The sequence below is a fragment of the Mesorhizobium sp. WSM4884 genome (assembly GCF_029625675.1).
In the GTDB taxonomy this organism is placed as follows: Bacteria; Pseudomonadota; Alphaproteobacteria; order Rhizobiales; family Rhizobiaceae; genus Mesorhizobium.
The window spans coordinates 236,064-249,429 of the sequence record NZ_JARTVO010000005.1; the positions used below are offsets into that span (position 1 = coordinate 236,064).

Below are 13,366 nucleotides of genomic sequence, written 5' to 3' on the forward strand. Positions count from 1 at the left end.
AGGATTGTTGGTGAGGATGCCGGCCGGGGCATTGTCTCCCCGGCCATGCCCGAAGCCTATTCTGCCGCCACGCTCATGCGCATGCGTTCCATCTCGATCAGCGCACGGCGATACTCGACCGGCATGATTTTGCGGAATTTCGGCCGGAAGCTCTGCCAGTTGTCGAGGATCTCGCGGCCACGCACGGAACCCGTGTAATGCACATGGTTCGAGATCAGCTGGTAGAGCCGCTCCTCGTCATGGCTGGTCATGTCGCCGGAGACGTCGACGCGCCCCTTGTGGTCGAGGTCGCCGCCGTGATGGAGCAGCTTCTCCATCAGATCGTCCTCTTCCGGAACCGGCTCCAGCTCGACCATCGCCATGTTGCAGCGCTCGGCGAAATCGCCCTTCTCGTCGAGCACGTAAGCGACGCCGCCCGACATGCCGGCGGCGAAGTTGCGCCCCGTTTTGCCGATGACGACGACGATGCCGCCGGTCATGTATTCGCAGCCATGGTCGCCAACGCCTTCGACGACAGTGACGACGCCGGAATTGCGCACCGCGAAGCGCTCGCCGGCGACGCCGGCGAAATAGGCCTCGCCCTCGGTGGCGCCATAGAGCACCGTGTTGCCGACGATGATCGATTCAGCGGCTATGATCTTGGCCTCTTCCGGCGGACGGATGACGATGCGGCCGCCCGACAGGCCCTTGCCGACATAGTCGTTGCCGGCGCCGACCAGATCGAAGGAGACGCCGCGCGCCAGGAACGCGCCGAAGGACTGGCCGGCGGTGCCGGTGAGCTTGACGGTGATCGTGTCCTCGCGCAGGCCCTTGTGCTTGAAGCGCTTGGCGACTTCGCCCGACAGCATCGCGCCCGTCGAACGGTCGACATTGCGGATCGGCAGCTCGATGGTGACGGGCTGCTTGGCTTCCAGCGCCGGCTTCGCCAGCTCGATCAGCTTGCGGTCGAGCACGTCGTCGATCGGATGCTTCTGCCGCTCGGTCCAGTGCAGCGCCTCATGCGACGCGTCGGGCTTGAAGAACATCTTCGAGAAGTCGAGCCCGCGCGCCTTCCAGTGCTGGATCGCGACGCGCTTCTCCAACAGATCGGTGTCGCCGATGATCTGGTCGAGATGGGTGAAGCCCATTTCGGCGAGCAGCGCGCGCACCTCTTCCGCCACGTAGAAGAAGAAGTTGATGACGTGCTCGGGCGTGCCTTTGAAGCGCTTGCGCAGCACCGGGTCCTGCGTCGCCACGCCGACCGGACAGGTGTTCAAGTGGCACTTGCGCATCATGATGCAGCCGGCCGCAATCAGCGGCGCGGTCGAGAAGCCGAACTCGTCGGCGCCGAGCAGCGCGCCGATGATGACGTCGCGGCCGGTGCGCAGGCCGCCGTCGACCTGCAGCGCCACACGCGAGCGCAGTCCGTTGAGCACCAGCGTCTGATGCGTCTCGGCGAGGCCCATTTCCCACGGGCTGCCGGCATGCTTGAGCGAGGTCAGCGGCGAAGCGCCGGTGCCGCCGTCGTAGCCGGAGATGGTGATGTGGTCGGCGCGCGCCTTGGCGACGCCCGCGGCAACCGTGCCGACGCCGACCTCCGACACCAGCTTGACCGAGACATCGGCCGCCGGGTTGACGTTCTTCAAGTCGTAGATCAGCTGCGCCAGATCCTCGATCGAGTAGATGTCGTGGTGCGGCGGCGGTGAGATCAGGCCGACGCCGGGGGTCGAATGCCTGACCTTGGCGATGGTGGCGTCGACCTTGTGTCCAGGCAGCTGCCCGCCCTCGCCGGGCTTGGCGCCCTGCGCGACCTTGATCTGCATGACGTCGGAATTGACCAGGTACTCCGCCGTCACGCCAAAGCGTCCGGAAGCGACCTGCTTGATCGCCGAACGTTCCGGATTCTTGCCGCCGCCGGGCAGCGGCAGATAGCGATCGGCCTCTTCGCCGCCCTCGCCGGTGTTCGACTTGCCGCCGATGGTGTTCATGGCGCGCGCCAGCGTGGTGTGCGCTTCCCTGGAAATCGAACCGAAGGACATCGCCCCGGTCGAGAAACGCTTGACGATCTCGGCCGCCGGCATGACGTCTTCGATCGCGACCTTCTTGCGGCCGGTTTCCTCGGCCAACTTGATCTTGAACAGGCCGCGAATGGTCCGTGCTCTGGCTGTCGCGCTGTCGATCTGCGCCGAATACTCCTTGAACGTGTCCCAGGAGCCCTGGCGCACGGCGTGCTGCAAGGTGGCCACCGCGTCCGGCGACCACATATGCGCCTCGCCGCGCATGCGGAACATGTACTCGCCGCCGACATCGAGGCTGTTGCGCAACACCGGGTCGTTGCCGAAGGCGTCGGTGTGGCGGCTGAGCGTCTCGGTCGCGATCTCGTCCAATCCGACGCCTTCGATCAGCGTCGCGGTGCCGGTGAAGTACTTCTCGACGAAATCCGACTTGAGCCCGATGGCGTCGAAGATCTGCGCGCCGCAATAGGACTGATAGGTCGAGATGCCCATCTTGGACATCACCTTGAGGATGCCCTTGCCGATCGACTTGATGTAGCGGGAGACGACTTCATATTCGTCGACCTCCGCCGGCAGCTCGCCGCGCTTGTGCATGTCGAGCAGCGTGTCGAAAGCGAGGTAAGGGTTGATCGCCTCGGCGCCGTAGCCGGCCAGGCAGCAGAAATGGTGCACCTCGCGCGGCTCGCCGGATTCCACGACCAGGCCAACGGAGGTGCGCAGGCCCTTGCGGATCAGGTGGTGGTGCACCGCCGCGGTGGCGAGAAGCACGGGAATGGCGATCCGGTCCGGCCCGACCTGACGGTCCGATAGGATGATGATGTTGTAGCCGCCGGCGACCGCCGCCTCGGCCCGCTCGCAGAGCCTGTCGATGGCGCCCTGCATGCCTGCCGCGCCTTCGTTCGAGCCGTAGGTGATGTCGATCGTCTTGGTGTCGAAACGGTCCTCGGTGTGGCCGATGGAGCGGATCTTCTCGAGATCGCCATTGGTCAGGATCGGCTGGCGGACTTCGAGCCGCTTGCGGCGCGACGTGCCGACCAGGTCGAAGATGTTCGGCCGCGGCCCGATGAAGGACACCAGGCTCATCACCAGCTCCTCGCGGATCGGGTCGATCGGCGGGTTGGTGACCTGGGCGAAGTTCTGCTTGAAATAGGTGTAGAGCAGCTTCGACTTGTCCGACATCGCCGAGATCGGCGTGTCTGTGCCCATCGAGCCGACCGCTTCCTGGCCGGTGGTCGCCATCGGCGCCATCAGAAGCTTGGTGTCTTCCTGCGTGTAGCCGAAGGCCTGCTGGCGATCGAGCAGGCTGACGTCCTTGCGCAAGGCGCGCGGCTCGACCGGCTTCAAATCCTCCAGGATGAGCTGCGTGTTGGCGAGCCAGGTCTTGTAGGGGTGCCTGGTCGCGATCTCCGACTTGATCTCTTCGTCGGAGACGATGCGGCCCTTGGCGAGGTCGATCAGCAGCATGCGGCCGGGCTGCAGCCGCCACTTCTGCACGATCCTCTCCTCCGGCACCGGCAGCACTCCGGCCTCCGAAGCCATGATGACGCGATCGTCATCGGTGACGATGTAACGCGCCGGGCGCAGGCCATTGCGGTCGAGCGTGGCGCCGATCTGGCGTCCGTCGGTGAAGACGACCGCCGCCGGGCCGTCCCACGGCTCCATCAGCGCGGCGTGATACTCGTAGAAGGCCTTGCGGTCGGCGTCCATGAGCTTGTTGCCGGCCCAGGCTTCCGGGATCAGCATCATCATGGCATGGCTCAGGCTGTAGCCGCCCTGGAACAGGAACTCGAGCGCGTTGTCGAAGCACGCCGTGTCCGACTGACCTTCGTAGGAGATCGGCCAGAGCTTCGAGATGTTGTTGCCGAACAGTTCGGAATCGACCGACGCCTGACGCGCCGCCATCCAGTTGTTGTTGCCGCGCACCGTGTTGATCTCGCCGTTGTGCGCGACCATACGGTAGGGATGCGCGAGCTTCCACGACGGGAAGGTGTTGGTCGAGAAACGCTGATGGACGAGGATCAGCGCCGTTTCGAAGCGCGGATCGTTGAGATCCTTGTAATAGGCCCCGACCTGGTAGGCGAGGAACATGCCCTTGTAGACGATGGTGCGCGCCGACAGCGACACGCAATAGGCCCCGATGTCCTTGTTGTCGTTCTCGGCATAGATACGGCCCGATATCACCTTGCGCAGCAGGTAGAGCCTTGCCTCATATTCCTCGTCGTCCGGAATGTCGGCCGTGCGGCCGATGAACACCTGACGATGGAACGGCTCGGACGCGACGATCTCGGGCGCCTTCGAGAGCGACAAATTGTCGACCGGCACGTCGCGGAACCCGATGAGCGGCAGACCTTCGGACTGCGCCGATTCGGCGATGATGTCCTCGATATGGGCGCGAAGTGCCGCGTCCTGCGGCATGAACCAGTGGCCGACGCCGTACTGGCCGGCCGGCGGCAGTTCGACGCCCTTTGCCGCCATTTCCTCACGGAAGAACTGGTCCGGAATCTGCACCAGCACGCCGGCGCCGTCTCCGACCAGAGGATCGGCACCGACGGCGCCGCGGTGGGTGAGGTTTTCCAGCATCGCCAGACCGTCCTCGACGATCCGGTGCGACTTCACGCCCTTCATGTTGGCGATGAAGCCGACGCCGCAGGCATCGTGCTCGTTGCGCGGATCGTAGAGCCCTTGCGCGGTCAAGCGGTTGGTCGGGCGAGTCGGATTTTTGACGGCTGCCGCTTTCGTCTGCGCGGCCTGGCCGTAGATCGCAGATGGCGTCAGTTCCGTCATCGTCCTATCCTCCGTTCCGCACCCTTGCGCGGTGATTTCCCTCAGGGCGCTGGTTTGCCTTGGGAAGCGAGAATGCTTCCCCTTCATCCTTGCTGCACGTCTCGCGAAATTCTTGCCGAACCATGCGGCCATACGCCCGGTTCGCATCCGGTATCGTACAGGTCAGAGCGGAGCCGTCTACCCGCCGCTCGCGACAATGGCCGGAATGGCAGCGATGATACGCCAGTCCAGCCTGTTTTGTGCGACAAAATAAGACAGCACTACTGTCCTAAATTTTTATGACAGAAATCGGGAACCCGCACAAGACCGATTCACAAAAATCTTGGCCTCGCCGCGACACAAAATTTCGCAACGGCATCGCGAAACGTAAGCTTTGGTCCCAGCCGGCGTGACGCCGGCTGGCTTCACTACTTTGCGAACGATTGGCCCTTGCGCATCTCGCGCCGAAGCAGTCAAGTCGCGCCGCTTTTGCCAAATCACGACACGGACCTTTCGATGTTCTTTGCATCCGACAACTGGGCGGGCGTCCATCCCGACATTTCGGCGAACCTCTCCCGGCATGCCGCCGGCATCGCGACCGCCTATGGCGACGGCGACCTCGACCGCGCCGTCTACCGCCGCTTCAGCGATATCTTCGAACGCGAAGTTCAAGTTTTTTTCGTCGCCACCGGCACGGCAGCCAATGCGCTCTCGATGGCGGCACTGAACCGTATCGGCGGCATCGCGCTTTGCCATTCCGAAGCGCATATGAATGTCGACGAGTTCGGCGCGATGGGTTTTTACACCGGCGGCGCGCGCATGGCGCCCGTTCCAGGTCCCCTGGGCCGCATCAACCCGCAGACTCTGGACAAGGCGATCAAACGCTATTCGCAGGACCTCGCTCCGGGCGGCCAGCCGATGGCGGTTACGATCACCCAGGCGACCGAGGTCGGCACCGTCTATACGGTCGACGACATCAAGGCGATCGCCGAGGTCAGCCGCCGCCATAAACTGCCGCTGCATATGGACGGCGCGCGCTTTGCCAATGCGATTGCCGCGACCGACGTCACACCGGCGGAGATGACCTGGAAGAGCGGCGTCGACCTCATCTCCTTCGGCGGTACCAAGAATGGCTGCTGGATGGCCGATGCGGTGGTGATCTTCAACCCGGAAGTCGGCCACGATCTGCGCCTTCTTCGCCAGCGCGCCGGGCAGACCTTTTCCAAGGCACGCTTCATCTCGGCCCAGTTCGAGGCCTATCTCGCCGACGATTTGTGGCTGCGGATGGCGCGCCACGCCAATGCGATGGCGGCACATCTGGCCGAGACGATCGAGGACGCCCCTGCAGGCAGGCTCGCCTGGCTGCCGCAGGCCAACGAGGTGTTCGCGATCCTTGACCGCGCTCTTGCCGACAAGCTGCAGACGGCCGGCGCCAAATTCTATGAGTGGGGCGTGCCGCTGGCTTTCGACGGCCATCTCGGCGACAGTGAAGCGATCTATCGCTTCGTCGCGAGTTTCGCGACCACGGCGGAAGAGATCGACCGGCTTGGTCTCTTGCTGGTTGAATAGGGAGTAATTCCAGGAAAAATTGCCCGGCGGTTTTCCGTCCGGAATTGCGTGAAAATCCATACTCCGAGCGAAAAGCAAAAAGCAGGTCTCCCGAAAGTGGGAACCGGTTTCGGGAGACATGCGTAAAATCAAAAACTAAACCGCATGGAGCGAATCCGAAGGATCGCGACGCGCTTTAGCCGCTCCAACAAAAAGCGGCGCCTCTCGGCGCCGCTTTCGTCTCGGGAGGGAGACGTATTGCAGATGGAGCGCGCGAATTACGCGGCGGCCTTGGCCTCGATCTGCTTGGCCTTGTCCGAAGACGAGGTGATCGCGATCTTGCGCGGCTTCAGCTCCTCGGGGATGTTGCGCTTGAGGTCGACGAAGAGCAGTCCGTTCTTCAGCGTGGCGCCCTGGACCTCGACATGGTCGGCGAGCTGGAAGCGGCGCTCAAAGGCCCGCGAGGCAATGCCGCGATAGAGCAGCTCGGAACCCTCGCCATTGTTCTCTTCCTTGCGCTCGCCCTTGACGGTCAGCACGTTGCGGTGCGCCTGGATCGAGATCTCGTCCTCCGAGAAACCGGCAACCGCCATCGAGATGCGATAGGCGTTCTCGCCGGTGCGCTCGATGTTGTAGGGCGGATAGGTCTGCGCGCTCTCGGGCTGGCCGAGCGAGTCGAGCATGGTGAATAGCCGGTCGAAGCCGACGGTCGAACGATAAAGCGGGGAAAAATCAACGTGACGCATGGGTGTTCTCCTGTTGAGCAACATGGTTGCGTGTGACCCGGTGCGAAAACCCTCGAAAGGCGTTCCCGATGGGCCAGCGGCCCCAACGATCGGCGGCCGCAATCTCAATTTGGGAAGCGGAAAAGGCCTTTTCAAGAACTTCGCGCGGTCAAGTTCCCTTCGGTCCGTCTGCCCGATGAACGCCAGATGAACCGAGGCTTCGGCATCCGTTCAGCCACGTGACGCTAAGCTGTAGCCAGGATTACGGACATGCGGCGCCTCGATCGGGACGCCGCGACGAGGCCGAACCGGGTGCAACGTCCCTTCCTCCCGGATCGACAGAGGCCGGAAGCGCGCCGCAGGCGCTTCCGGCCTTACCGTTTCACGCTCTCCCTGTTCTGTGAAAGCCGCGCAAATCCCCGCGACGCCTTTGCTTTTGGCGCATGGCCGTCTATCACCATGGCAACGCCTGGCCCGTTCGGGCAAAGAACAATCGCGAAGCGCCGAATGACGGATCTTTTCTATCTGACTGAAGGCAATCCGCCGCCAAAGAACGCTGCCGGTGGCTTCTTCGCCACCCGGGACGGCAAGAAGATCCGTTATGGCGTCTTCGCCGCGGTTGCCCGCCCGCTGCGGGGCACGGTTGTGCTGCTGACCGGCCGCAACGAGTGCATCGAGAAATATTTCGAGACCATCCGCGACCTCGCGGAGCGCGGCTTCGGCGTCGCCATCCTCGATTGGCGCGGTCAGGGTGATTCCAGCCGCCTGCTGCGCAACCGGCAGCGCGGCTATGTTCGCAGCTTCCGCGACTACACAAGCGACCTCGAGCAGTTCTTCGAGGAGATCGTGCTGCCGGATTGCCGCGGCCCCTATTACATTCTCGCCCACTCGACCGGAGCGGTGATAGCGCTGCTCGCTTCGCCGTCGATGGTCAACCGGGTCCGCCGCATGGTGCTGATCGCCCCCTTCCTGGCCGTCCCCGACCTGTCGGTTTCGATAACCACGGTTCGGAGCATCTGCGCGGTATTCTGCGCGCTGGGCCTCGGCCGCCTCTATGCCGCCTGGGGGCCGCGCCCAAAATTGCCGACGCCCTTCGAAACCAACAAGGTGACGTCCGATCCGGAGCGTTATCGGCGCAACACCGACATCTACGGGGCTTGGCCGCAGCTCGCGCTCGGTGGCCCGACCATCCGCTGGCTGAAGGCCGCGGCCGAAGCCGCGGAGGCGGTCAGCGATCCCGATTTCATGGCAAGAATCCAGGTGCCGATGCTGATTGTCGCCGCCGGCGCCGACCAGGTCGTCTCGACCAAGGCGGTGGAATCCTATGCCCGGCGGCTGCGCGTCGGCTCGCTCTTGATGATCGACGGCGCGCATCACGAAATTCTGCAGGAGAAGGATCTTTTCCGCGAGCAACTGCTCGCGGCCTTCGATGCGTTCATTCCGGGAACTGGCGACGCTGTTTGACCGCTTCGCGGGCGCACCGCGGGTCACGACCGCGAGCGAGTTTTCACGACCCGATTGGCCCAGCCCGCCGTCATGCCCTCGGCGCGGTTCGGCGCCTTATTCCCGTTCAGCCGTCGAGCGCTAGTTGCTGCCCAAAGAGGTCAGACGCCAACCGGATACGGGAGAGACGGCCATGGATGCATCGAGCACGCTGTCACGTCAGGGGCACCGTCTGCTGCAGATTGGCGTCGCCCTGCTCTTGTTTTCCTCATTCGAAGGGTTTGCGATACCCTACCTCGCCGCACCGCGGCTTGGACTGTCCGCACACACGCTTAGCGCCCTGCAAGGCGTTCTGCTACTGGCGCTGGGGCTGGTGTGGTCAAAGCTCAATCTCGGCACGGCGATGTCACGGGTGGCGTTCTGGCTGCTGATCTATTCGGCCTTGGCCATCCTGGCGGCCTACGTGATCGCCAGCGCCTGGGGAGCCGGCAACGAGACGATGCCTTTGGCGGCCGGAGCCTCCCACGGGAGCGCGTTTCAGGAAGCCGTGATCAAGGTCGTCGGTTATTCGTCCGCGCCGACCGGCCTCACCGCTTTCGCGCTCATTTTGTGGGGCCTGCGTCTCACCGACGCCCGGCCCGCCGACAGCTGAGAGAGCGGCTCCTTCCGCGCTGTGGTTTCCGCCGTGCATAGACACTGAGGCGCGCCGGATGATCAGCCGCGCAGCGCCGCCATCGCCGCGGCGTGCAATTCCGGCGTCGCCGCCGCCAATATGTCGCCGCCGTTTTCCGCCGGCCCGCCCTCGAAGGTGGTGACGACGCCGCCCGCCTTCTCGATGATCGGAATCAGCGCCACGATGTCGTAGGGTTTCAAACCTGGATCGGCGACGATGTCGACGCTTCCCGCCGCGATCATCGCGAAGGCATAGCAGTCCGTGCCGTAGCGGGCGAGCTGCACCTGCTTCTCGAACTGGTCGTAGCGGCTTCGCGCCTCACCCTTGTAAAGTGCCGGGGTGGTGGTGAACAGCGTCGCCTTGGAGAGGTCCGTCGTCTTGCGGGTCGTGAGCTTGCGCGGGCCGCCCGGGCCTTCGTAATGCGAACCGGAGGCATTGGCGTAGAACAGCTCGCCGGTGAAAGGCTGCGACATCAGGCCGGCGACGGCATCGCCGTCGACCGTCAGCCCGACAAGCGTTCCCCATACCGGCAAGCCGGAGATGAAGGCGCGCGTGCCGTCGATCGGGTCGATGACCCAGACATGCCGGCTCGACAGGTTTTCGCCGCCATGCTCCTCGCCGAGGATGCCGTGATCGGGATATTCCGTCGAGATGAGCGCCCGGATCGCCCGCTCGGCCTCGCGGTCGGCCTCCGTCACCGGATCGAAGCTTTCCGCCAGTTTGTTGGCGACCGCGCCCTGGCTGCGGAAGCGCGGCAAGGTCTCCGCGGCGGCGGCACGCGCGATGCGCCGCATGAAGTCGATGCTGATATCCAACTCACTCTCCCCTTGCGGCAGCCGTCGGCGGCCGCCGTTTTCTGCCCGGAGCAAAGACGCAAAGGCCGGTCAGGCGTCGGCATTTGTTGCCCGAATGTCACACCTCAGCCGCCGAAACGGAATTTGCACATCATATTGAATTAAAAAAGCCCGAAGTCGATTGACATTTGTGCATCGCACAATAGTTTTGTTCTCGGACAGCTTATCCTGTCCATGCCCTCCTTGGGCGTTTCCTCCCTAGACTTCGACCGTGTCGTGAAAACGATGCGGTCTTTTTTTAAGCCGCGAAACATCGGGCCGCGATCATTCCGCGGCGAGCGGCAGGTCGACGAAATTATGGTCGGGCATCGACATCAGCTCGGCCGAAAACCGCGTCAGGTCGTCGGCCAGCGTGTCGAAGCCGGCCGACTTCTGGAACGTCCGCTCATTCATGTAAAGTCCGCGATTGACCTCGATCTGCAGCGCGTGGAGATGACGTGCCGGCCGCCCGTAATGCTCGGTGATGAAGCCGCCGGCATAAGGCTTGTTGTGCGCGACCGCGTAGCCCATGCCGGCGAGCAGTCGGATCGCCGTCTCGGTCAGGGCCGCGGACGCGGAAATGCCGAACCGGTCGCCTATGATGAAATCCGGCCGCGCGCCATTGTCGCCGACGCGGATGCTGGCCGGCATCGAATGGCAGTCGATCAGCACGGCGTAGCCGAACCTGGCGTGGGTCCTGGTCAATAGTCGCTTCAGCGTCTCGTGATACGGCTTGTAGACGGCCTCGATGCGTCCCACGGCCTCGGCCAGAGGCAGGCGCCCGGGATAGATGTCGAGCCCCTCCCCCACCAGCTTCGGCACCGTGCCCAAGCCGCCCGCGACGCGGGCCGAGCGGATGTTGCAGAAGGACGGCACCGGCTCCGCGAACATGCGCGGATCGAGCTCCCACGGCTCGCGGTTGACGTCGAGGTAGGCGCGCGGGAAGTTCGCCGCCAGCATCGGCGCGCCGAGCGCGACGGCGCCGCCGAAGAGCTCATCGACATAGCAATCCTCCGACCGGCGAATGGCATTGCGGTCGAGCCGCGCCATGGCCAGGAAGCGCTCGGGATAGTGGCGACCGCTATGCGGCGAATTGAACAGGAAAGGTACGCGTTGCTCGGCGCCCGATCGGATTTCGAAGGGTGGTACGACCGAAAAATCCTCGGCTGCCGTCTTCAATTTGAACGAACCAGGATCAAGCACTGCATCATTACGCAAAACTGCCATCTTGCGCCCGGCATGTCCAGCATTTCGGCCTCACCAAAAGGCTGCGCAAGGTGGTAGACACCAACCCAACGTTCACTTGATGTTTACCGTCTCCTCCTCATATACAGGATGGTTAACGGCATTGCCCGGCGGCAGGCTGGGGTGGGTGATTCGGACGGGATATGATGGCACGCATTCTGCTGGCGGAAGACGACGACGATATGCGCCGCTTCCTCGTCAAGGCGCTCGAACGAGCCGGTTACCAGGTAAGCGATTTCGACAATGGCGCCAGCGCCTATGAGCGGCTGCGCGAGGAGCCTTTCTCGTTGCTTCTGACTGACATCGTCATGCCCGAGATGGACGGCATCGAGCTTGCCCGCCGCGCCACCGAGATCGATCCGGACCTCAAGGTGATGTTCATCACCGGCTTTGCCGCCGTCGCGCTCAATCCGGATTCCAAGGCGCCCAAGGACGCCAAGGTGCTGTCGAAGCCGTTCCACCTGCGCGACCTCGTCAACGAGGTCGAGAAGATGCTGCAGGCCGCCTGAGATATCTTCCGGCCAATGCATGTCGCCCAAAAGCGTGCCGCGGTTTTGCGAATACGACATGCATGAAACAGAGACCTGAGGCGCGTCGCTCGAAATCCTTTTCGACGCGACGCGCCTTAGGATCGGCGCTCCCGCCGCTGCGGCAAAGCGGAGCTTTCTTTTCTTATTCCCGCTATTGACGCGCCGGACCAAAAATGGTGTATGCGCGGCTTCGGATGGGCGTGTAGCTCAGCGGGAGAGCACTGCATTGACATTGCAGGGGTCACAAGTTCAATCCTTGTCACGCCCACCATCCAGCCAAATCTAGGGAGCAAGGCAGTAGGGCTTTGCCGCTGCGTACCCTAATTCCCCTACTGCCTGCTCCCTCATTGAATCACTGCGGTGTCGGATCGGGTGAGTGACCGGGATTGCCGCCGCCGCCCTGCCGACCGCTCAAGCGCCGGTTGGAAGAGTCGGAAGTCGTATCCGGCTTAAACGCCCGCGACCGCGCATAGGGCTTTCATCCTGGCGACGGCGCGTTCGGGATCGGCCAGCAATCCGGCCTGATCGGCGAGGCGAAAGATGTCGGCGTAATGGCATATGCCGCGTGCCGACTGCATGCCGCCGACCATGGCGAAATGGTCCTGGTGGTCGTTCAGCCAGGCCATGAAGACGATGCCGGCCTTGTAATATTCGGTCGGCGCCTCGAAGATTTTTCGCGATAGCGGCACGGTCGGCGCCATCAGCGCGTCATAGCCGGCCCGGTCGTCTGCGCCGAGCTTCGCCAATGCGGCGTTGGCAACCGGCGCGATGCCGTCGAAGATGCCGAGCAGTGCGTGCGAATGCCTCTTGCCGTCGCCGGCGATCAGTTCCGGATAATTGAAATCGTCGCCGGTGAACATCATCACGCCCTCGGGCAGGCGGTCGCGCAGCAGCACCTCCTTGCTGGCATCGAGCAGCGATATCTTTATGCCCTCGACCTTGTCGGCACGCCGTTCGATGATGGCGACGACCGTATCGAGCGCTGCGTCGAAATCGTCGCTTCCCCAATACCCTTTCAATGCCGGATCGAACGTGTCGCCCAGCCAGTGCAGGATCACCTTGCCCGAGGCCTGTGAGAGAATGCGGTCGTAGACGCGCGCATAGTCGTCCGGCCCCTTGGCCACCGCCGCCAGCGCGCGGCTCGCCATCATGATCGCCTTGCCGCCCTCGCCTTCGATGAACGCGAACTGCTCCTCATAGGCGCGGATCACGTCGTCGATCGACTTTGCCGCCGAGGGCGCCAGATGGTCGGTGCCGGCGCCGGAAGCGAGATCGGCGCCCTTCGCCGTGCGTGCCTCGGCGATCGAGCGCCGGATCAGTTCCTTCGCGCTCGCCCAGTCGAAACCCATGCCGCGCTGCGAAGTGTCCATGGCTTCCGCGATGCGGAAACCGAGCCGCCACAGATGATGGCGAAAGGCCATGGTCTTGTCCCAGTCGACCGCAGCCTGAGACCAGGGATCGGTCATGGCGAATGGATTGGCGACGACATGGGCCGCGGCATAGGCGATGCGCGGGAAATCCGCGCCGATGACGGGCTCTACCGGCTGACCGACCAGCCTGTAGCTGACGCGATCGCCATTCTCCGCAGGCAGGATGATGTTCATGGAGGTCT

At 63.6% G+C, this 13,366-nt stretch carries 9 protein-coding genes and 1 tRNA gene; 5 read left to right on the plus strand and 5 right to left on the minus strand.

Going from position 1 to position 13,366, the window contains the following annotated elements; translation table 11 throughout:
• Window positions 1-56: 56 nt before the first annotated feature.
• On the minus strand, window positions 57-4,778 hold the full coding sequence (gltB, locus tag P9236_RS10535) for a glutamate synthase large subunit (protein ID WP_278074553.1): 4,722 nt from the start codon (window positions 4,776-4,778) through the stop codon (window positions 57-59).
• 495 nt (window positions 4,779-5,273) lie between these two features.
• On the opposite strand from gltB, the gene P9236_RS10540 reads away from it, so the two are divergent.
• Window positions 5,274-6,326 (plus strand): low specificity L-threonine aldolase, encoded by a 1,053-nt coding sequence (locus P9236_RS10540; protein WP_278074554.1) that lies wholly within the window; start codon window positions 5,274-5,276, stop codon window positions 6,324-6,326.
• 257 nt (window positions 6,327-6,583) lie between these two features.
• Here P9236_RS10540 and P9236_RS10545 read toward each other — a convergent pair whose 3' ends face one another.
• Window positions 6,584-7,051: an Hsp20 family protein gene (locus P9236_RS10545; RefSeq protein WP_278074555.1), complete on the minus strand. Its 468-nt coding sequence runs from the start codon at window positions 7,049-7,051 to the stop codon at window positions 6,584-6,586.
• Between the two features lie 486 nt (window positions 7,052-7,537).
• Here P9236_RS10545 and P9236_RS10550 point away from each other — a divergent pair, with 486 nt between their 5' ends.
• Both P9236_RS10550 and P9236_RS10555 read left to right on the plus strand, forming a co-directional pair.
• The gene (locus P9236_RS10550) at window positions 7,538-8,494 is read left to right on the plus strand and encodes an alpha/beta hydrolase (RefSeq protein ID WP_278074556.1); all 957 of its coding nucleotides are present in this window, start codon (window positions 7,538-7,540) and stop codon (window positions 8,492-8,494) included.
• 172 nt (window positions 8,495-8,666) lie between these two features.
• Window positions 8,667-9,125, plus strand: coding sequence for a hypothetical protein (locus P9236_RS10555; protein ID WP_278074557.1), 459 nt, complete (start codon window positions 8,667-8,669; stop codon window positions 9,123-9,125).
• 62 nt (window positions 9,126-9,187) lie between these two features.
• Here the strand turns inward: P9236_RS10555 and hisN are convergent, their stop codons facing one another.
• Window positions 9,188-9,961, minus strand: coding sequence for a histidinol-phosphatase (gene hisN / locus P9236_RS10560; RefSeq protein WP_278074558.1), 774 nt, complete (start codon window positions 9,959-9,961; stop codon window positions 9,188-9,190).
• Between the two features lie 303 nt (window positions 9,962-10,264).
• Window positions 10,265-11,206, minus strand: a complete 942-nt coding sequence (locus P9236_RS10565; RefSeq protein WP_278074559.1) for an N-formylglutamate amidohydrolase — start codon at window positions 11,204-11,206, stop codon at window positions 10,265-10,267.
• Between the two features lie 164 nt (window positions 11,207-11,370).
• On the opposite strand from P9236_RS10565, the gene P9236_RS10570 reads away from it, so the two are divergent.
• Window positions 11,371-11,733, plus strand: coding sequence for a response regulator (locus tag P9236_RS10570; protein ID WP_006199474.1), 363 nt, complete (start codon window positions 11,371-11,373; stop codon window positions 11,731-11,733).
• A gap of 217 nt (window positions 11,734-11,950) precedes the next feature.
• Window positions 11,951-12,025: transfer RNA gene (locus P9236_RS10575), tRNA-Val, on the plus strand.
• Between the two features lie 178 nt (window positions 12,026-12,203).
• Here the strand turns inward: P9236_RS10575 and P9236_RS10580 are convergent.
• Entirely contained in the window at window positions 12,204-13,358 is a 1,155-nt protein-coding gene (locus tag P9236_RS10580) for a dihydrodipicolinate synthase family protein (RefSeq protein ID WP_278074560.1), read from the minus strand.
• Between the last annotated feature and the right edge of the window lie 8 nt (window positions 13,359-13,366).

Excerpts from the sequence above, each read along its gene's own strand:
- P9236_RS10570 (WP_006199474.1), top strand. The coding sequence starts at position 11,371 with ATGGCACGCATTCTGCTGGCGGAAGACGACGACGATATGCGCCGCTTC.
- P9236_RS10540 (WP_278074554.1), top strand. The coding sequence starts at position 5,274 with ATGTTCTTTGCATCCGACAACTGGGCGGGCGTCCATCCCGACATTTCG.
- P9236_RS10555 (WP_278074557.1), top strand. The coding sequence starts at position 8,667 with ATGGATGCATCGAGCACGCTGTCACGTCAGGGGCACCGTCTGCTGCAG.
- P9236_RS10545 (WP_278074555.1), bottom strand. The coding sequence starts at position 7,051 with ATGCGTCACGTTGATTTTTCCCCGCTTTATCGTTCGACCGTCGGCTTC.
- P9236_RS10565 (WP_278074559.1), bottom strand. The coding sequence starts at position 11,206 with ATGGCAGTTTTGCGTAATGATGCAGTGCTTGATCCTGGTTCGTTCAAA.
- P9236_RS10580 (WP_278074560.1), bottom strand. The coding sequence starts at position 13,358 with ATGAACATCATCCTGCCTGCGGAGAATGGCGATCGCGTCAGCTACAGG.
- P9236_RS10550 (WP_278074556.1), top strand. The coding sequence starts at position 7,538 with ATGACGGATCTTTTCTATCTGACTGAAGGCAATCCGCCGCCAAAGAAC.
- gltB (WP_278074553.1), bottom strand. The coding sequence starts at position 4,778 with ATGACGGAACTGACGCCATCTGCGATCTACGGCCAGGCCGCGCAGACG.